The following is a 19,802-nucleotide window of genomic DNA, read 5'->3' on the forward strand; positions in this document are numbered from 1 at the left end:
CCTCGCGACGGACACCCTTGCCCTTGGCTAACAGTTCCTACTGCCAAGCCTGTAGCGGACTTTCACCGCCAAGTTATCGCCCGTGCCGGGCGCACGATAACCAAGCACCAAGCCCTGCTGAGCTGCCAGCAGGGCTTGGTGCTTGAACATCAGGTATCGCAAGATACCCTGCTCTTTATTTTACGCATAACTCTTGAAGAAGAGCCATCTTATTTGTGCAATCACACTACATTCAGCACAACGTCGATGTTGCCGCGTGTTGCTTTGGAGTACGGGCAGAAGTCATGTGCCTTGCGAGCAAGCTCCTCTGCCTGACTGTGATCCACCCCCGGCATGCTTACATCCAGACGCACCGCCAGCTTGAAGCCATCATCTGCCGGGTCTTTACCGATGGATACATTGCTCGTTACAACGACATTTTCCAATTTCACACCTGCTTTGCGGGCTACGTTTGCCAGAGCACTTTCATAACAGGCTCCGTACCCGGCTGCAAACAGCTGCTCAGGGTTTGTCCCTTCACCGCCAGCACCACCCAGCTCTTTCGGCATTTTCAGATCATGCTGCAGTACACCGTCCGAAGAAGCTACCGAGCCTGTGCGTCCACCTTTTACCGTTGCTGTTGCTGTATATAAAGCTTCCATCAGAATCTCTCCTTCGCTGCTAAAATTTGAACTGCCTACAATTCATTTTAAACTTCTGGCTCGTTTTGAAACGCCTTGACCTTGTTCTTTAATAGCTTTTACATCTATTCTTCAACAGCTTTTAGATCATATTCTTTAACAGCTTTTACATTTGGCTTCATTTCATGCATCCATTTATAACTCTTCACATGATTCCTGTTGAAGCTCCTTCTATATAAAAGATTTTACACCATCCACTCCGATGACAGAACAACCTTCCAAGGCTCTTTTCCTTCAATTATTAACACTCATTAATTTACCCGATCCGGGCAAGCCTAGAATTTGTCATAATACTGGTGAGATGAATCACACACACAGTACAACCCCCTGAAATTCACACCTTTTGTCTCAGTACATAAAAGTTGCACTAGACAAAAACTATTGAGTGTGTACAATGTAAATATGAACATAAAATTTTAGATATAACTACATCGTGTTCATCACAACTTAACTATGTATATATTCGTTCAAGTGCAAGTTATACAATTTACATGATTTATTCGGCCGGTAATCGGCCCCCATCTTAATGTAAAGTCAGGTGATCCATCTATGAGTCAACGAAATCCGTTCAATACGCCATCCGGTGAATATGCTGCAGCAGCAGTGGCTCCGTCACTAGGTGAAGCGCACAGCTCCATGAAAGTTCCCAAAAATGCAGTCTGGTGGAAAAAATTTCTCGCCTTTGTTGGTCCGGGTTATCTCGTCGCTGTTGGCTACATGGACCCGGGCAACTGGGCTACGGATATCGCAGGCGGCTCCCAGTTCGGTTATACCTTGTTATCCGTTATCCTTATATCCAATATGATGGCTGTAGTCCTGCAATCTCTTGCAGGCAAGCTCGGGATTGTTACTGGACGGGATCTCGCTCAGGCTTGCCGTGAACGCTTCAGCTTCCCTGTAGTTATGATGTTATGGATTCTGTGTGAGCTTGCTATTGCAGCAACCGATCTGGCTGAGGTCATCGGCTCGGCAATTGCCCTCAAACTGCTGTTTAATATCCCCATGCTGTATGGGGTGATTATTACCGCTGTTGATGTGCTGATCATTCTTGTCCTGCAAAATAAAGGCTTCCGCGCACTGGAGACCCTTGTCATTGTGCTGATGGCCACCATTGCGCTCTGTTTCGGGATCGACCTCTTTCTGGCTAAACCGGACATGGGCGGTGTACTGCACGGATTCGTACCCAGCAGTGAGCTTTTGCAGAACCCGGCTATGCTCTACATTGCCATCGGCATCATTGGTGCTACGGTCATGCCGCATAACCTGTATCTGCATTCTTCCATCGTACAGACCCGCCAGATCGAGCAGACAGCTCAGGGGAAAAGAGAAGCGATTCGTTACACCACGATGGATTCAACTATCGCGCTGACGCTGGCCCTGTTCATTAATGCAGCCATCCTGATTGTATCTGCGGCAGTATTCCACAGCGCAGGCATGACCCAGGTTGCCGAGATTTCAGATGCATATCATCTGCTGACTCCGCTGCTCGGCACGACCGTTGCCAGCATCCTGTTTGGCGTCGCTTTGCTCGCATCAGGTCAGAACTCTACCCTCACAGGTACGCTTGCTGGACAGATCGTCATGGAGGGGTTTCTGAATATTCGTATTCCGGCCTGGCTGCGTCGTCTCGTCACACGGCTGATCGCAATCATTCCGGCCGTCATTGTGACCGCCATCGCGGGCGAACACGGGACAGAGGAACTGCTGATTCTGAGTCAGGTTATATTGTCCCTGCAGCTGCCGTTTGCCGTTATCCCGCTGGTGATGTTCACAAGTGACAAAAAAAGCATGGGGCCATTTGTTAATAAACTCTGGCTAAAGATCGTTTCCTGGATTATCGCTGCGATCATTGTAGTGCTGAACGTGTACCTGATTATCCAGACCATTATGCTGTTCTAAAGTTTATTATCGTCTCTCAAATAATAAAGGCTGATGCGCTGCGGTTTTATCCTACCGGGTGCATCAGCCTCTTATGTGTCTTTTTTATCATACAGCCTCAGTCGTATCTTTATATCTAACCTATATCTAATCTAACCCTAAACTAACCTGACCTGTTCTAACCCGCACTCACCTACTCACTTGGAACTATTCTCATCCGAAGATGCATCTGGCATGAGCAGCGGCAACAGTTCATCCAATGATTTAACCGTCCAGTCTGCACGCTCATGCTCTGACTGCACCGGCTGAAACCTTCCATATCCCTGGAGAATACGAATGGTATGCAAGCCCAGACTGCGAGCCGGAACGATATCATTGTCAATCCGATCTCCAATCATCACCGCTTCCTCCGGGGCACAACCAGCCTGTTTCAGGGCAACCGCATACAATTCCGGGTCGGGCTTGGACACTCCTTCTTCTGCCGAGCAGGCCAGTACATGAACATATTTTCGAAGTCCATAACTCTCCAGCCGCATTTCAGTCCCCGGGCTCTGATTCGCAATAATGCCTATGTGATAGTGCTGCGACAGCTGCTTGAGCACCTTGGCTGCAGAAGGAAATGGCCGCTCCAGCTCTTTGTGGAATTTCAGCTTGTCCTGAATCTGCTTGCGGTGACCTTCATCCTGAATGTATGTCCGCATAGCTACCTTCATAGGCCATTGTTCGTAGTTCTGGTAACATTGCTCAAACAGCTCCCGTACATCCTCAATCTTTACAGGATAGCCGTAAGCATTCGCCTCACGCACAAACTGCCCGATAATATCGTCAACAGGCTCCCATTCATCCACCAGCGTATCCCCTACATCAAAAAACAACCACTTCAACCCGGCAATATCCGGCAAGCCAATTCCTCCTTGTACGCCGCTCAATGAAGATCCCGTGCGCGCATGCTGTATCCATAAAAAAAGAAGACCCACGACAAGCATGAGTCTCCTCAGATTCCGTTAGTCCATACCTGCAATTATAACAGGCACCTTACACAGGATCAATCATAAGCTGCTTGCTTCAGCTTCGAGTTTATTGCAACTATTAAGCAAGAATCCAACTTCTCCATTTAACGAATACACAATTTTGTCCGCACCCATACCTCGATAAATGCCTTTTGGATGACTTTGCTCCGTTATCACACACAGAGACTTGGATGTCCAGGAGCGAACAATCTGCAGGTAACGGCAAGTCAGGTTCAGACTGTTCTCAAAAATAAATACGTTGCCTACGCTCGTCTGCGGCAAAAACCATTTTTGAGCTGCTGCTGTATTCATACGAATCACATGCTCTACTCCGATCCGGCGGAGCTTACGCTCCTCACCCGCACTGTTTGTCAGAACGGCAAAAGGCATTTTTTTGTACATCAGCAGCTTCACAAATTTACGTCCAGCTTCATTCGGAGCGGTTACTAAAATCATCTCTGTATCCATCATTCGTTCCTCCCTTGGCGTGAAAAGACAACAAAAAAGAAGCGTGGGGACCAAGGCCTCCGAAACGCTTCTTAAATAATCCATGGAGAAAACGCCATGGACCAGCGTGCGGTTTGTTGCCTCTCCCTTTAACGCTTACGAGGTTAGCTGACGGATTCGGGCGCGAGAGTCGCCCTATTTCCGGCTGTCACCGGAAAATTCACCCCATGGATGTCTGCTGCTGTAATGCAGCACATCCTGTTGGTTCCCCCGTTTTCCACCCACGATGAATGGAAACTCAGCGATTGAAACATCGTTCGTAAATCTTGCATGTAAGACCGATCGATATCATCGTCTGTTTCGTTTTTCAGGTACAATATAATTAAAATTCAAATTACGCTTTGAATCATACACCCGTGCCATGATCATGTAAAGTCCGGGCAGATCACCGAATCGTCAGAATTCCGGCAATAAGCTTCAATAATAACGCTTACAATGAGCTTATACGCTATCCAACTCTTCCAAGCTGTCTAATTCTCGCCCGCACAAAAATTGTTCAAGCGAATTGCATTCCTTCTATGAATAAAGTCGAGCCGATGAGGATAATAGTGTTCTCTGTAAATTGATTTTGCATTATTTAATTGCATAAAATATAATAAACATATCAATATAATATGCTGGAGGCGATCCCCATGTCAGTCTATGATTACAAAGTAAATACTCTTCGCGGACAAGAGATTGAAATGTCCCAATATCGCGGTAAAGTGTTGTTAATTGTAAATACCGCAAGCCAGTGCGGCCTCACTCCTCAATTCAAGGGCCTGCAGGAGCTGCAGGACCAATTCCAGGATGCTCCTTTCGAGGTCCTTGGATTTCCCAGCAACCAGTTTGCCCAGGAGAAGGGATCCTCTGATGACATCGCTGAGTTCTGTCAGATGAACTATGGCGTAAGCTTCCCTATGTTTGAGAAGATTGACGTTAACGGTGCCAGTGCTCACCCGCTATTCCAGCATATTACGAAGGAAGCGCCAGGTCTGCTCGGCTCCAAGGCCATCAAATGGAACTTCACAAAATTCCTTGTCGATCAGGAAGGGAACGTTGTGAAGCGTTATGCTCCCCAGACTACACCCGATAAAATTGTAGAGGATATTCAGAAATTATTGAAATAAATAACACACATTTCTACACTTTGAAAAAAGCTGCCCCAAACCACAGAGCCTCGGTTCTGCTCGGTTTACAGGGTGGCTTTTTTACGCAGCTAATGAAACTTATCTCCGACTGTTGTCGCCCTTTAGCTGTTATTTATGCAGGATCAAAAGACAAAAAAAGAAGCCTCCCGTACAGGGAAGCTTCCTTCAATAACGCTTCATATGATGCGGTCGAGAGGACTCGAACCTCCACGGGCGTACGCCCACTACCCCCTCAAGATAGCGTGTCTGCCATTCCACCACGACCGCATGTCGTAAATTATCGGCAACAGAATTGATTATACCGGAATGTTATCTAAATGTAAAGCATTTATTTGAATACGCCAAAAATCAGTCATATTTCCCCGAATGTGCGCATATCCTGAATCTGATTCCGAAAAAATGCCAAGGCCGCAGTGGAACCAGAATGAATTTCTTGCAGCATCGTATTTTCAAATATTATTTCTAAAGGAGAATAAGATAATTGTTATATTATATAACATGAAAAATAACAAATAACGAAATTTAAGCTATTTTTCAATGCAAACCATTGACAAAACACGGATAATTATGTGAATATATATATCATATAATTCGGATTTAAGCACATAAGATTTAGAAAAGAGTATTTTATGTAATATAAAATAACACAAAAAAGCACTGGAGGCGAAAGATCGTGAACCGTGGCAATAAGCTGCTAGATTACGTGAAGCTGCTTGATCCTTCTGTTCAGGTTGGAGGGTTCTCCCATTTCTTCGGCATGGATACACATATCAAGGAAGGCACCATCCGTACAGCCGAGGATCTTGAATCGTTCATGCGCTGCCAGCTGCATCCCAGTCTGGTTCGTCTTGAAGGTATGGCCATCAAAGGCATATATACCGCAATCGATCACAAAGACACTTGGCGCATCGCCCTGATCGACAAGCTTGTTCACGTGCAGCGAACACCTGCCGAGCTTAGAGAAAAGGCAGCTACCATCGGCAAGCGTTTAATCAAGCTATCTCACGCCCTGCATCCCTGGATCGACTTCAAACCGCTTGAACAGATTTTCACCAAATACAGTTCTGTCGGCTGTCTCCCCACCGTTCACGCCTGGATTAACCACCACCTCGACATCCCCGTCGAAGAGGCGGTCCTCGGTTATCTGCATTCAGCCATGTATGCCTGTATATCCGAAGCCTCCAAAGCTATTCCTCTAAGCGAGAATGTCACCAAGGATCTGCTCGGTCGCCTGACCACAGACCTTGAGCACGAATGGAAGACCGTGAGTGCTTCTTCTCCAGATGGACACATGCACCCTGCATCACTGTCTATGAAGACGTTATTCCCCAGCTTCCATATGCTCGGAGCCGGGCTTCACGCTTACAGAGCATGAGCACCTCCCCAACAAACCTCTCTTGATTCCATTCAAAAACACGCCGCAACCCCCTTGCTGGCGTGTTTTTTCGTTTATGAAGGCTTGCTACATATGGCCTTGGAGGTCCATAAACAGCGCATATACGTCATTTTAATTCAAAAAATACACTTATTTCCGTATTTTTTAATTGTTAGATGACGCATTTACGTATATAATGGAGATTACAGCTCGCATTTCTATTCAGTTTACACGAAGAAACGCCTGCTGAATACTATAATTCCACTCAGGGGTGAACCCTTTTGAACAAGAAGAAACCCGTCACTCCGTTCGGTTGGGCTATCAAACGGCGACTAACCGAACTGCAGATTGACCAAAAAACCTTTTGCGAACAGCATGGCATCCCACCCTACCGCCTGTCCAATCTTATTCACGGCACACGTAAAGCTACGAGATTCAGGCATCAGGTCGCTGATATTTTGGACATACCAGAGGAGCTGCGATAACATCTTTTATCCAAGGAGGACTTCACTCATGAGACACATGACATCGGACCTCGAAAGCCTGTCGTTCCAGTCCACCAATCATCAGCTAATCATCATTGATCAACATTGGATCATCCGAAGCTGCAACCGGGCCTGGGAGCGTGGATTCTACAAACCTTTCTCACACTCAGGCAGCCGCCATAACCATTACCTTCACCTGATGGAAGCGTGGACAGCACAAAGGGATGTTCCACCAACCAGGTTTGCGCAGCATCTGAGGCATAACGTTGTACCTTTCAAGCAAGCTCATACATACGACATCTCTGTGACCACTCCGTTCAATGAAGAAAAGTGGTTTCTTGTAGAGCTAACCCCGTTACATGACGGCCCCATATTCGGCGATAACCTTGCTTTGATTGCCCATACAGATATCACCGAACAGAAAAGGACCGAGCAGCAGTTAAGACAAGCCCTGACTGAAGCACGCACATTGTATGGCCTGCTGCCCATTTGCGCCGTTTGCAAACACATCAAGGACGAATCCGACGAATGGAGCTCCGTGGAAAGTTATCTGGAGAAACATACCTCTGCCGAGTTCACCCATGATATCTGTCCTGAATGCATTCGGCGGCTGTACCCGAAGTATTCCAACATTCTGGATAAGCGTCATTAAAGGCATGCAGCGCAGCTCTATCATGTTTGGGCGAATTCAAGCACACACTGAACCCTCTCGCAACAATGGCATCAGATAATGGAATCGCATCATACAGACAAATGATATTCAAACTGGGACATATCGAGCTCCTGCGGGGTCCCCTGCAGCGTCATAACGCCTTTGTCCATCACATAAATGTAGTCGGCGGCACTACGCACAAAATCAACGCTTTGCTCCACCAGCAGAATCGAAATTGTCCCCTGCGCTTTCAGCTTAAGGATCACCCGCCTGATATCCTCAACGATTGAAGGCTGAATGCCTTCCGTCGGCTCATCCAGCAGCAGCAAGCCAGGGCGGGAGGCCAGCGCTCGCGCAAACGCAAGCTGTTGCTGCTGCCCGCCGCTCAAGTCCCCACCCTGGCGCCCATACATGGAAGCAAGCACGGGGAACATCTCAAGCACATCCTCAGGGAACGCCCTCACGCCAGACATACTCATTTCCAGTCCGAGCAACAGGTTCTCCTTCACTGTGAGCTGCGGGAATATTTCCCTCCCTTGCGGCACATAACCTATACCTGCTTTTGCCCTTTTAGCCGGTTCCAGTGAAGCCAGTTCCCGGCCATTCCAGTGAACGCTTCCCTCTCGTGTTCGAAGCAATCCCATCAAGGTTTTCATTAATGTCGTTTTCCCCACGCCATTTCTACCCATCAGACATGTCACTTGCCCGGGCAGCACTTCCAGATTCACACCACGAAGCACACGACTCTCCCCGTACCCAGACTCAACGTTCTGCAATCTCAACATTCGCCTGCCCCCTTGTCCCCAAGTACACTTCCGCCACTCTTGGATCTGCCTGAACTTCAGCCATCGTGCCTTCCTTGAGCAGCTTCCCTTCATGCATCACCGTCACCTTGGCGGCAAATTCCCGCACAAACTCCATATCATGCTCTACAACAACTACCGAGCGTTCAGCCGCGATCTCTTGCAAAAGACGCCCTGTTTGGTATGTTTCTTCATCCGTCATGCCTGCGGCAGGTTCGTCAAGCAGCAGCACCTGCGGCTCTTGCAGCAGCAGCATACCGATCTCCAGCCACTGCTTCTCCCCGTGCGACAACGCACCGGCACGCTCGCCGATCCGGTCTTGCAGTCCCGTCTGAAGCATAACACTCTCCATCGCTTCTCCCCTTGCGCCGTGTCTGCGAATTCCGATGGCTTGAAAGGGTAGACGGCGTGTCTCCGCCGCGAGTGCCAAATTCTCCTCCACCGTCAGACTGGCAAAGATGGAAGGCGCCTGGAATTTGCGCCCTATTCCTTTGCGAACAATCTGATGCTCTTTGAGTCTTGTCAACTCCGTACCGTCCATCAGCTTTACCGAACCGGATGCCGGTTTTGTTTTGCCGCAGATCACATCCAGCATTGTTGTTTTCCCCGCGCCATTCGGTCCGATCAAAAAGTGCAAATCACGATTAAGGAGCTTCAGATTCATACCTTTGACTGCAACAAAACCTCCAAAGGCCACCGTTATATCCTCAGCGGCCAGTATCACCTGAAGCTCCGAAGACTTTTCGTTTTTCTGAAGCAGCCTGGACATGTGAACTCTCCCCTCTCCGTTGTAATATTCGGGCGATATTTCGGTACACACCTACAATTCCGTTCGGCATGAACAGAACAACCGTGACGAAGAGTCCGCCAACCACAAACAGCCACCCTTCCGGATAAGCCTCGCTTATTCCCGTTTTCGCCGCATTCAACATCACAGCGCCGATGACCGCCCCGATCAGCGTTCCGCGTCCTCCCAAGGCAACCCACAGCACCATCTCAATGGAGGGAACAATGCCCATCATGGATGGCGAGATAATGCCTACCTGCAGCACAAACAACATGCCCGCCATACCCGCAAGGGCGCCCGACAAAGCAAATGCCAGCGTTTTGTAACCCGCCGGGTCATACCCCAGAAATCGAACCCGATTCTCCCCATCACGCGCAGCCTCGAGCACCTGCCCAAAACGACTGTTCACCATGCGGCGGCAGAGCAGATAAGCGAGCACCAGAATGGCAAGTGTTATATAGTACAGCACAATCGTAGTGCCTGCTGAATGCAGCGTAAACCCAAAGATCGCTTGATAACCCGTTATGCCATTTGTTCCACCCGTCCACTCCTGTTTGCCAACAAATAACGTTACCGTAATAAGCACGAGAGCCTGGGTTAGAATTGTAAAATAGACCCCGGTAATCCGATTGCGAAACGTGAACCAACCCAGCACAAAGGCCAGCAGCGCAGGAATGGCTATGCCAAGGATTAGCGCAGCCGGGAAGGAGCGGAAAGGCTCCCAGAACCATGGCAATCCGCTGAGACCACTCCAGCCCATAAAATCCGGGATAGCTGCGCCACTGGCCTGAAGCTTCAGATACATCGCCATGGCATAGCCGCCAAGACCAAAAAATACCCCATGCCCAAGACTGAGCACACCCCCGTATCCCCAGATCAGATCCAGTCCAATCGCCAGAATGGCCAGCGCCAAAAACTTGGCTAACAAGCTCAGGCGAAATTCCGTCGAAACCAGCGGCGCAAGGCACATCAGAATAAGCACAACCGCCCAGACGATCCTTGTTTTCAAACTCCCTGTTTTAAGTAATGCCGGCATGCTTCAATCCTCCTCTCCTTCTCCCTGTTAATCCAGGCTTCGCGTGCGAATCGCAACCAGCCCCCGAGGCTTCCATTGCAAAAATGCAACGATGCATACAAACACGAGCACCTTGCCAATGGAGGCCGAGGTATACGTTTCGAACAATGTGTTGAGCATGCCGATGCCCAGCGCACCACACACTGTTCCGATTAATTTCCCCACACCCCCGAGCACAACGACCATGAAGGCATCCACAATATAATACGTGCCAAGAGAAGGGCCAATCGGGCCAACCAGCGTTAAAGTACAGCCTGCAATACCGGCAATCCCTGAACCGATTGCAAACGTCATGCCATCGACCCGTCGTGTGGAAATACCCAGACAGCCGGCCATATTCCGATTCTGCATCACCGCTCTCATTCGTCTGCCTGAAGCCGTGCGATAAATGTAGAGGTACATGCACAGCAAAACTACAGCCACAAGTCCAAGGATAAACATTCGTTTATACGGGAAAACAATACCTTCTGAGATCATCCACCCGCCGTTCAGCCAGGCGGGGCTGGACACACCAACATTCGGAGCACCGAATATCGAGCGTGCCAGTTGCTGCAGCATCATGCCCACACCCCAGGTGGCGAGCAAACTATCCAGCGGTCTGCCATACAGATGCCTGATCAGAATCACTTCAAGCAACCACCCGATCAGAGCAGCCACCGCGAACGCAATGGGCAGCGCTGCAACAAAGTACATGCCGAACCAGGACGCCGGCGCATAAGACATAAACAAATTTTGCGTCACATAGGTCGCATATGCGCCAATCATGATCAATTCGCCATGTGCCATATTGATGACATTCATCAGGCCAAATGTGACTGCGAGTCCCAGGGCAATCAACAGCAGAATCGAGCTAATGCTCAGTCCGTTGAATAGCTGTAAAACAAACATCTCCATTGCAGGCCCTCCTTTACGTTCATTTATCACAACAACGCTTTACCGCAATAACGATCAAGGGTGTGTTGTTTCACCCCTACCTCTCTTTCTGTCAATCAACTGAGTATTCACATACTGCCGCCACAACTATTTATTGCTTAGAGCAGCTCCCCACTCGTATGTTTTCAGGTATGGGTCAGGCTTCACAGGAGAGCCCGAATTCCACAACTCCTTGAACTGACCATCCTCCTGCACTTCACCAATTCGCACCGGCTTGTATATATGCTGGTTCTCTCCGTCTACAGTGACTTTACCCTCGGGTGCATCCAGTTCCAGACCTTTGGCAGCCTGCTTCACTTTTTCAACATCTGTTGATCCAGCCTTCTCCACCGCTGCCTTCCACAGATAAACAGCCACATAACCTGCCTCAATCGGGTCTGCCGTAACTCGGTCCACACCGTATTTCTCTTTGTATTTCGCCACAAAGTCTTTATTCTCAGTTGTTTCTGTTGTCTGGTAATAATTCCACGAAGCAAGATGCCCCTTGAGCACATCTGCACCGATTCCCCGAATCTCCTCTTCAGCCACACTTACGGACAACGTCGTGATCTGATCTGGAGTGATTCCCGCATCCTTCAGCTGTTTGAAGAAAGCGACATTGCTATCTCCGTTTAACGTGTTATAGACGATATCCGGTTTCGCCGCTTTGATTTTACTGATGATTGTGCTGTAGTCGGTATGTCCGAGCGGTGTGTATTCCTCTCCTACAACTTCGCCGCCCTCTGCTGCAAGCTGCGCCTTGATCACCTGATTGGCTGTCCGTGGAAAAACATAATCCGAACCCAGCAAATAAAACGTCTTGCCTCGGTTCTCCAGCAGCCAGGTTACCGACGGAACAATCTGCTGATTGGTTGTTGCACCCGTATAGAAAATGTTAGGGGAGGATTCCAAACCTTCATATTGCACGGGATAAAATAACAGACCATTGTTTTGTTCAAACACCGGAAGCATCGCTTTTCTGCTGGCAGAAGTCCATCCCCCGAATACAGCCGCTACCTGATCCTGCTGCAGCAGCTTTCCCGCCTTCTCTGCAAAAGTAGGCCAATCTGATGCACCGTCTTCAATGACAGGTTCGATCTGCTTGCCCAGAACACCGCCTGCTGCGTTAATCTCTTCGATGGCAAGCATCTCTGCATCTTTCACCGAAACTTCACTAATGGCCATCGTTCCACTCAAGGAATGAAGAATGCCAACTTTGATCGTGTTACTGGTTCCAGCCGCATTCCCGGCTCCATCAGAACCGGAGGCCACAGGCGGAGCGCTGCCTTCCACACACCCTGTTACCATCAGGATTACACCGAGCAGAATACCCCATAATCGGAATGACCTCTTCTTCAATAGTCTGCACTCCCTTTTTTTAGTCTACTTACGAACATTAAGGCAGAACATAACTTAAACGTTCGTTGAACCAAATTATGGAGTCCAGAACTTTTAATGTCAATATATCTTACATAATTTTATTTTATGCATAAGAGTTTCATGCATTCTGTTAATAAAATCTTAAATCAATTGACTTTAGGGTAACTTCATGTAATTATATTTAACACAAAGAACAAATTTGACCTCAATTCAGCATTCTGGGTTGCCGTAGTGTTCAGCATCAGGATTTTCCAGTCTTTCACAGCACCACTATAACAACAAAAAAACCTCTGTGCTGTGTCCGAAGATGTTCGGAACAGACGAGGCTTTCATCCGCATGCTCATCAAGTATTCAAATTTCACCTGTAGTAGCGCTTTTTGCAGTGCCAGGTACTGTATTCCCACACCAGATACTACAAAGTGTACTGCACCATTTCTCCGCCTTGCTGTACAAAACGATAAGGAAGTCACCTACTTTTCGTCCCGCTCCGGCTCCTTGTCATCATCCTGTTCCGGTTGGTAACGATAACCGTCACCTTCTTTGCTTTCCTTGAATTTGCGATAACGGGTGAACTCAATATATTCACTGATAAAAGACTGCTCCACAGCCGATAATTCACTCTCCTGGCAATCCAATTGCCTCAACACGTTAAAAAAATAATCCTCCCGCTTTTCCCGCACAATGGCTTCTTTCGATAATCGTCCTATCATAAGCCAGTCCAGGCTTACATCAAAAAACGAAGCAATTTCAATCAGTTTATTGGTGCTCGGGATGGATTTGCCACGCTTCCAATCACCCAGATTGCCCGTGCTAATCTTCAGCTGTTTACAGAAAGCCTTCTTCGTCATGCCTCGTTCGGCAATCAGGTGTTCAATTCGCTCATAGATCGACTGCATGCAAGAACCGCCTTCCAACCGTAATAATCAACCTATATCATATGATAGAATTATAGCACAACATTAGTCCGATAAAACTTTGAAGCATCTTCATTTTTCCGAATATCAATGATTACATCTCGACCACTTCGCATTCCATTTCCACGATCAGTCCAAGCCTTAACTACAAAAAAGCTCCGCATTGTCTTCGGAGAAACGTGCTGCAGATAGAGCTTTTTATGTACAATCCTTAAACACACATCACCACAAAACACAATTCGTTCCTGCCCCGCCAGCAGCAGTACTACCCCAAGCTTCACTTTTCTTCTTGGTCCGACGCTGTCTCATCATCCTGTTCAGCCTGGTAGAGATAACCGCGACCTTCTTTACTTTCCTTGTATTTGCGATAGCGGGTAAACTCAATATATTCACTGATAAAAGACTGCTCCGCAGTCGACAACTCACTCTCCTGGCAATCCAATTGCCGCAACACGTTAAAAAAATAATCCTCCCGCTTTTCCCGCACAATGGCTTCTTTCGATAAACGTCCTACCATAAGCCAGTCCAGGCTCACATCGAAAAACGAAGCAATTTCAATCAGTTTATTGGTGCTCGGGATAGATTTTCCGCGCTTCCAGTCACCCAGATTACCTGTGCTAATCTTTAGCTGTTGACAGAAAGCCTTCTTCGTCATGCCTCGTTCGGCAATCAGGTGTTCAATTCGCTCATAGATTGACTGCATGCAAGGACCGCCTTCCAACCGTAATAATCAACGCATAGTCACATGATAGAATTATAGCACAATATTTATGAAGGCTCAGCCTATAATATCTAGGGCGTGTCTGAAAACTCTGAAGGCGGCAGATTTTGCTGAATTTTCGTTCCAAGCCAGGAAGTTTTACGCAGACGTGCCGGGGCACGTCAAGGGAAAGTGACGCAGCAGGGGGCGAAAAGGCGGTAAAAGATGCACTTCAGTAGGTTTCAAGACACGTCCTAGAACCCGTTCAAGTTACTAACACCATGCCTGGAACTCGGGAGCTCATCGCAATTCTCTTCCCAAGACCTAGTCTCTTTATGTTTTTCACCAACGTAACACGATCACATGAGCCCAACATTTTCATTCAACTCGCTCGATCTTGATCGCAGTTGCTTGAACCGGATGACTCTCCTGGTATCGCCCTGTTGTCCATATACGTACCCGATCACCAACCTCCGCAGTATAGGCAACCTCATTCGTCGCAAGTATATAAGTTTGAGAAACTGCCCCCATGCCAATAACCGTTATTGTTTTTTCCCCTTTTTCTGTGACGACAGCTTCAAAATCCGCCTCCCTCGACACATCGACAGCCCCTTGATCCCGATAATTATCCAAGCTGTCATTGGTAACATCTCCACACCCGGCTGTTACTAATACCATTAACACCAGTACATAACCTGACCAACTCATACACCTCAAACGTGTCATTCCCTTCCCTCCAGTTCATAACAGTTATATAGGAGTAACGTCGGAAGATCAGTTTTAGTTACACACCTACTACAAATAAGAAGCAGCGGAGAAGGATAAAGAAAAATGGACCCTCATGAATAATCATGAAAGTCCATTTCAATTTGTTGCTGTGATGCGGTCGAGAGGACTCGAACCTCCACGGGTATACACCCACTACCCCCTCAAGATAGCGTGTCTGCCATTCCACCACGACCGCATATTTAATTGTTTTGTAAATGGTGAGCCATGAAGGACTCGAACCTTCGACACCCTGATTAAAAGTCAGGTGCTCTACCAACTGAGCTAATGGCTCTTGATGCAACTCCACCTGATGTTATGCCATGCTTCATTAAATGATACAGAGCAGTGAACTTTAAAGAAATCCTAATCAAGAATGCGAATCTCTAAACGGTGAAGAAGAGTAGCAATAAATTACTATGACCCGTAGGGGATACTCTCACTCCGTTCGAGACTGCGAAGCAGTGGCTAACGAAGCAATCCTCCGACGAACCCTTGGGATTCTCATCCCTTGATATAGCATAAAATACTATGACCCGTAGGGGATTCGAACCCCTGTTACCTCCGTGAAAGGGAGGTGTCTTAACCCCTTGACCAACGGGCCTTATGAACAAGCTGTCTTTCTTGGCGACAAGAATGAGTATATCACAGGAAAATAGATTAGTGCAATACTTTTTTTTATTTTTTTCTTAAGCAGATAATTATTCTTTCTTTACAATTATTTTAGCCCTAGAATCGACTTATTCACTAAAATTTCACCCCATCAAATCGACCTATTTTCCTTCTCTAACACTCAGTATAGACGTAATCGTTTAAATCAAAAAATCATACACTTGTCATGCCTATACGCTGAGTTTGTAAATTAACAGTCAAAAACTTATAAAAACTTATTTTCACTTACAACATTGCACATCCCATTATAATTACTTATAATTTAACTATAGTACAACGCACGGTCATCCCTAAATCAAGGAGGCTTTACGTTTGTTTCAGGAAGAACGCATGCAGCTCATCATTGAGCATTTACGCAAACACAATCGTATCTCGGCTGAAGAGATCGTAACATTATTTGATGTATCCCGAGATACTGCGCGCCGTGATCTGATTAAGCTTGAAGAACAGGAAGCCATCATCCGCACACGTGGCGGTGCCATTCTCCCCTCTCCTCCACAGGAATTCAGATCGTACCAGGAAAGACTCAAGTACGTTTCCGAGGAAAAAAGAGCGATTGGAAAACTCGCTGCTGCTCTTGTTCGTTCAGGTGAAACCATTATTCTGGATTCCTCTACAACTGTGCAGGCCTGCGCAGAGAATTTGAACGGCAAATCCTGCACCGTGATTACCAACTCGTTACACTCTGCCGAGCTGTTATCCAATCACACGGCAGTTCAAATCCGACTGCTTGGCGGCAAACTCGATAAGGAACAGCGTTATGTATATGGAACACCTGTGATCGAAACCCTTTCCCACTACTATGTGGATAAAGTTTTTATCGGCATTGGCGGTCTCACACTGGATGGCTTCAGCGCTTCCGAAGAAGAGGGCAAGATTAAACATCAAATGATGAAATCTGCCAAAAAGGTCATTGTGCTTGCCGACCATTCCAAAATGGGCAGACGTTATGGCTACCGTTTTGCAGACTGGACTCTGGTTGACGTATTAATTACTGATCAAATGCCGAATCAGGAGTGGATTGATTTTTTAACAGAACAACAGGTTGATTTACTCATTCCCGAACCTACACAAGAAAAGGAGTTGTAAAGATATGAAATTATTTGCTACCGATCTGGATGGAACGCTGCTGAATCGAGATAGCCAGATTAGCCGTGAAAACGCAGAGGCTGTTCAAAAAGCACAGCAGACTGGCATGAAAGTTACCATCGCAACAGGACGTGTATATTCAGATGTTGTTGACATCAGCCGCCAGGGCGGAATCAAAACCCCGATTATCGGCTCCAACGGTGCAACCATTCATGACGAGAACGGAGAACGCTTATTCCACCTTCCGCTGGAACGTGACACAGCAGCGTCTGTCATGCAATGGCTGGAGGATGAGCAAATTTATTATGAAGCTTCGACTCAGATGGGTATTTACGCAGCCATCAGCACTCACGAAGCAATGCTTGCCGAGCTGGAACGTGTTTTAGGTTCAAAACCCGGCGAAGATATCGAGCGCATGATCCATTCCATCAAAAAACATTACAACAAAAAAGACTATCACCGTGTGAAAAACCATCTCGAAATTCCGGCAGAAGCTTGTATCTATAACATTATGGCCTTCTCCATGAATCCGGAAAAAGTCAAAGCCGGACGCGAGCACTTCTCCTCCAGATCCGATGTTGCCATGGTTGTATCCTTTGAGCATAACTTCGAGATGCAGCACCCGGATGTATCCAAGGGCAATGCCCTTACGAAGCTGGCAGAACACCTGAATATCTCTATGCAGGACACCGCCGCTATCGGCGATAACTTCAATGATGTTTCCATGCTGCAAATGGCAGGACTCGGCATTGCGATGGGCAACGCTGAACCTGAGATTCGCGCCATGGCTAAAGCGATCACACGCACCAATGTTGAGCACGGTGTCGCTCATGCCATCTATAGCTTACTCGAAGGCAAACCTATCGCTCCTGTGGAAACCATTGTTTCCGAAGGCCAGTAAAAGGTCATTATAGTGGAAACAAGCACAGACTCGTTAACCGAGCCTGTGCTTGTTTGTTATTCAGCCACATGTTAAGTAGTGTCCTCTCGCTCGCGCTCTCAATCCCCCTCATTCTCCAGCTATTTCTCTGCCCGAAAATTTTCTCCCTGTCTCTCTCCCAGCCCGTAATAATGACGGAAATTATAAATCAATGGATGCCATTGCTCCGGATCAATCCTGTTGATCTCCGAGATCAGACGAGTATGGGCGTGTACCTTCACCTTTTTCACTTCTACAATCGCCATAAACGGTGTATGCTCCGGGAGGCGCATATGTTGTACAACCGCTTCTATCTGAAGCGGACATTCTGCTATTTTATCAGGCGCTACCCGAACCGAATGCTGAGATGTCAATCCTGCTGCAGTGAATTTATCCTGACAAAACGCATATCCCATCTGTCTTTTAGCTTCGGGCACAGGTGAGCTTCCTGTCGTGCGCCCCAGCGCTTCAACGTTTCGCCACATGGAGGCATCCGGCAGATTAATGACACACTCGGGATGACGACAGAGGTTTTCATAAGCTTTGCCCTGCGTGCCAACACCCAGCACAAGACAGTCTCCCAGTGCCCAAGATGACGATAGTGGAGAAAGATTGGTAGACCCGTCTTTATTTAATGTGCTCAGAATGATGACAGGTGTTCCGTAGTATAAAATACTTGGATTAATGGACTCATGCCGATCCGTCTGATCCCATTCACTAGTTTGTTTTGTAGTGCTGTGCTGTTGCATATTGTTCCTCACCTTACACCTCTCCTGTTCGGATAATTAGAATTCAAAACCCATTGTAATACAACATTAGTTCAGCTATCATCGAAGTATGAATGCATACCCGAATATCACTGTTGTTGCCTCACTTATTGCTGATACAAGTCGCTCTATATTCCTCGCCGCTTTGCTTGATGGACGGGCGTTGCCTGCAGGAGAACTTGCCTACATGGCAGGTGTCAGTCCACAAACAGCAAGTAATCATCTCGCTAAATTGGTAGCTGGAGGATTACTGCAAGTAGAACAGCAAGGTCGTCATCGGTATTATCGTCTCGCAAGCCAGGAGATTGCTGATCTGATTGAGAAAATGGCCAGCATCGCTCCACCGGCACAGATTCGCTCATTAAAGCAATCCAATCAGCTGCAGCAGTTAAGCTATGCACGTACCTGTTACAATCATCTGGCCGGGAAACTCGGGACTTCACTCTGTGAAACTTTGCTTAAGAAAGGTTATCTGGTTGAACCCAAAGAGTCCCAAAGTAAGAATTATCTAATCACGGAGAAAGGATTGCAGTGGTTCAGCTCATTTGGAATCAAGCTTCAATCAAAGCCAGGATCACGCCGGGCCATCGCTCGTAAATGTCTGGACTGGAGCGAACGCCGTCATCACCTATCCGGTTTGCTTGGTGAACAGCTTTTTCACCGATTACTTGAACTGAATTGGATTCGTCAAAAAACAGGAAGCCGCTCTATTGAAGTAACCGAGGCTGGGAAGTCAGGTTTATATGAGGTGCTGGAAATTTCCCTGTAGACGGATTACACGCTAAAAAAAACCAAAAAAACCTCTTCAAATGAATGATTGACTCATTCATTTGAAGAGGTTTCAAATTTTATTGGAGACGGAGAGGGATACTCTCACTTTGTTCGAGACTGCGATGTATCGCTATCGAAGCTTATGCTCCGACGAACCTTTAGGGTTCTCATCCCTGACATTGAAGTATTCTCAGAACGGAGAGAGAGGGATACTCTCACTTTGTTCGAGACTGCGATGTATCGCTATCGAAGCTTATGCTCCGACGAACCTTTAGGGTTCTCATCTCTGGCATTGAAGTATTTTCAGAACGGAGAGAGAGGGATTCGAACCCTCGCACCGCTTACGCAGTCTAACCCCTTAGCAGAGGGTCCCCTTATAGCCACTTGGGTATCTCTCCAAGAAATGGCTCCCCGAACAGGACTCGAACCTGTGACAACTCGATTAACAGTCGAGTGCTCTACCAACTGAGCTATCAGGGAAAATTAACTTGAATAACATTAATTTATCATGATTAATAATTCAAGTCAAC

At 47.3% G+C, this 19,802-nt stretch carries 20 protein-coding genes, 6 tRNA genes and 1 riboswitch; of the genes, 8 read left to right on the forward strand and 18 right to left on the reverse strand.

From position 1 onward, the window contains the following. Positions 1-221: 221 nt before the first annotated feature. A complete protein-coding gene (locus tag HNR77_RS27295) occupies positions 222-641 on the reverse strand; it encodes an organic hydroperoxide resistance protein (protein ID WP_184190911.1) in 420 nt (139 codons plus the stop codon). A gap of 588 nt (positions 642-1,229) precedes the next feature. Here HNR77_RS27295 and HNR77_RS27300 point away from each other — a divergent pair. Beyond that, positions 1,230-2,579 (forward strand): Nramp family divalent metal transporter, encoded by a 1,350-nt coding sequence (locus tag HNR77_RS27300; protein WP_184190913.1) that lies wholly within the window; start codon positions 1,230-1,232, stop codon positions 2,577-2,579. Between the two features lie 176 nt (positions 2,580-2,755). Here HNR77_RS27300 and HNR77_RS27305 read toward each other — a convergent pair whose 3' ends face one another. Then, positions 2,756-3,487, reverse strand: coding sequence for an HAD family hydrolase (locus tag HNR77_RS27305; protein ID WP_221444026.1), 732 nt, complete (start codon positions 3,485-3,487; stop codon positions 2,756-2,758). 120 nt (positions 3,488-3,607) lie between these two features. Next, complete coding sequence (locus HNR77_RS27310; protein ID WP_184190917.1) at positions 3,608-4,036, reverse strand: hypothetical protein; 429 nt, start codon at positions 4,034-4,036, stop codon at positions 3,608-3,610. A gap of 117 nt (positions 4,037-4,153) precedes the next feature. Further along, positions 4,154-4,329, reverse strand: a riboswitch (cyclic di-AMP (ydaO/yuaA leader). Positions 4,330-4,707: 378 nt separating this feature from the next. Between HNR77_RS27310 and HNR77_RS27315 the strand changes: the two genes are divergently transcribed. Further along, positions 4,708-5,184 (forward strand): glutathione peroxidase, encoded by a 477-nt coding sequence (locus HNR77_RS27315; RefSeq protein ID WP_111270486.1) that lies wholly within the window; start codon positions 4,708-4,710, stop codon positions 5,182-5,184. A 205-nt stretch (positions 5,185-5,389) separates the two neighbouring features. On the opposite strand, the gene HNR77_RS27320 is transcribed toward HNR77_RS27315, so the two are convergent. Beyond that, positions 5,390-5,472 (reverse strand) — tRNA-Leu (locus tag HNR77_RS27320). A gap of 406 nt (positions 5,473-5,878) precedes the next feature. On the opposite strand from HNR77_RS27320, the gene HNR77_RS27325 reads away from it, so the two are divergent. The 3 genes from HNR77_RS27325 (at position 5,879) to HNR77_RS27330 (ending at position 7,717) form a co-directional block, all read left to right on the forward strand. Further along, positions 5,879-6,580, forward strand: coding sequence for an urease accessory protein UreF (locus HNR77_RS27325; protein ID WP_184190919.1), 702 nt, complete (start codon positions 5,879-5,881; stop codon positions 6,578-6,580). A gap of 281 nt (positions 6,581-6,861) precedes the next feature. Beyond that, positions 6,862-7,065, forward strand: coding sequence for an XRE family transcriptional regulator (locus HNR77_RS30020; RefSeq protein WP_111270484.1), 204 nt, complete (start codon positions 6,862-6,864; stop codon positions 7,063-7,065). Positions 7,066-7,093: 28 nt separating this feature from the next. Then, the gene (locus tag HNR77_RS27330; protein ID WP_184190920.1) at positions 7,094-7,717 is read left to right on the forward strand and encodes a nitrogen regulation protein NR(II); all 624 of its coding nucleotides are present in this window, start codon (positions 7,094-7,096) and stop codon (positions 7,715-7,717) included. Between the two features lie 89 nt (positions 7,718-7,806). Here HNR77_RS27330 and urtE read toward each other — a convergent pair whose 3' ends face one another. The 11 genes from urtE to HNR77_RS27385 form a co-directional block, all read right to left on the reverse strand. Continuing rightward, entirely contained in the window at positions 7,807-8,502 is a 696-nt protein-coding gene (urtE, locus tag HNR77_RS27335) for an urea ABC transporter ATP-binding subunit UrtE (RefSeq protein ID WP_184190922.1), read from the reverse strand. Next, on the reverse strand, positions 8,480-9,289 hold the full coding sequence (urtD, locus tag HNR77_RS27340) for an urea ABC transporter ATP-binding protein UrtD (protein WP_184190924.1): 810 nt from the start codon (positions 9,287-9,289) through the stop codon (positions 8,480-8,482). Before urtD ends, urtE begins: the two co-directional genes overlap by 23 nt. Continuing rightward, positions 9,228-10,343, reverse strand: coding sequence for an urea ABC transporter permease subunit UrtC (gene urtC, locus HNR77_RS27345; protein WP_184190926.1), 1,116 nt, complete (start codon positions 10,341-10,343; stop codon positions 9,228-9,230). Before urtC ends, urtD begins: the two co-directional genes overlap by 62 nt. Positions 10,344-10,370: 27 nt before the next feature. Next, complete coding sequence (gene urtB / locus HNR77_RS27350; RefSeq protein ID WP_184190928.1) at positions 10,371-11,276, reverse strand: urea ABC transporter permease subunit UrtB; 906 nt, start codon at positions 11,274-11,276, stop codon at positions 10,371-10,373. 126 nt (positions 11,277-11,402) lie between these two features. After that, entirely contained in the window at positions 11,403-12,602 is a 1,200-nt protein-coding gene (gene urtA / locus HNR77_RS27355) for an urea ABC transporter substrate-binding protein (RefSeq protein WP_397367676.1), read from the reverse strand. A gap of 543 nt (positions 12,603-13,145) precedes the next feature. Next, positions 13,146-13,571, reverse strand: coding sequence for a helix-turn-helix domain-containing protein (locus tag HNR77_RS27360; protein ID WP_184190932.1), 426 nt, complete (start codon positions 13,569-13,571; stop codon positions 13,146-13,148). Between the two features lie 295 nt (positions 13,572-13,866). After that, positions 13,867-14,292 (reverse strand): helix-turn-helix domain-containing protein, encoded by a 426-nt coding sequence (locus HNR77_RS27365; protein WP_260410951.1) that lies wholly within the window; start codon positions 14,290-14,292, stop codon positions 13,867-13,869. A gap of 375 nt (positions 14,293-14,667) precedes the next feature. Continuing rightward, the gene (locus HNR77_RS27370; RefSeq protein ID WP_184190934.1) at positions 14,668-15,015 is read right to left on the reverse strand and encodes a DUF3221 domain-containing protein; all 348 of its coding nucleotides are present in this window, start codon (positions 15,013-15,015) and stop codon (positions 14,668-14,670) included. 155 nt (positions 15,016-15,170) lie between these two features. Continuing rightward, positions 15,171-15,253, reverse strand: a tRNA-Leu gene (locus HNR77_RS27375). A gap of 20 nt (positions 15,254-15,273) precedes the next feature. Continuing rightward, positions 15,274-15,349 (reverse strand) — tRNA-Lys (locus HNR77_RS27380). 237 nt (positions 15,350-15,586) lie between these two features. Then, positions 15,587-15,658, reverse strand: a tRNA-Glu gene (locus HNR77_RS27385). Between the two features lie 380 nt (positions 15,659-16,038). Between HNR77_RS27385 and HNR77_RS27390 the strand changes: the two genes are divergently transcribed. Together HNR77_RS27390 and HNR77_RS27395 are read left to right on the forward strand one after the other, a co-directional pair. Beyond that, positions 16,039-16,815, forward strand: coding sequence for a DeoR/GlpR family DNA-binding transcription regulator (locus HNR77_RS27390; RefSeq protein ID WP_184190936.1), 777 nt, complete (start codon positions 16,039-16,041; stop codon positions 16,813-16,815). Between the two features lie 4 nt (positions 16,816-16,819). Beyond that, complete coding sequence (locus HNR77_RS27395; RefSeq protein ID WP_184190938.1) at positions 16,820-17,716, forward strand: Cof-type HAD-IIB family hydrolase; 897 nt, start codon at positions 16,820-16,822, stop codon at positions 17,714-17,716. Between the two features lie 119 nt (positions 17,717-17,835). Here HNR77_RS27395 and HNR77_RS27400 read toward each other — a convergent pair whose 3' ends face one another. Next, on the reverse strand, positions 17,836-18,483 hold the full coding sequence (locus HNR77_RS27400) for a flavin reductase family protein (protein WP_184190963.1): 648 nt from the start codon (positions 18,481-18,483) through the stop codon (positions 17,836-17,838). Positions 18,484-18,571: 88 nt separating this feature from the next. Between HNR77_RS27400 and HNR77_RS27405 the strand changes: the two genes are divergently transcribed. Next, the gene (locus HNR77_RS27405) at positions 18,572-19,270 is read left to right on the forward strand and encodes an ArsR/SmtB family transcription factor (RefSeq protein ID WP_184190940.1); all 699 of its coding nucleotides are present in this window, start codon (positions 18,572-18,574) and stop codon (positions 19,268-19,270) included. A 311-nt stretch (positions 19,271-19,581) separates the two neighbouring features. Here HNR77_RS27405 and HNR77_RS27410 read toward each other — a convergent pair. Together HNR77_RS27410 and HNR77_RS27415 are read right to left on the reverse strand one after the other, a co-directional pair. After that, positions 19,582-19,670 (reverse strand) — tRNA-Ser (locus tag HNR77_RS27410). A 6-nt stretch (positions 19,671-19,676) separates the two neighbouring features. Then, positions 19,677-19,752: transfer RNA gene (locus tag HNR77_RS27415), tRNA-Asn, on the reverse strand. Positions 19,753-19,802 lie beyond the last annotated feature (50 nt).

The sequence above is a fragment of the Paenibacillus sp. JGP012 genome, from assembly GCF_014203995.1.
Lineage (GTDB): Bacteria > Bacillota > Bacilli > Paenibacillales > Paenibacillaceae > Paenibacillus > Paenibacillus silvae.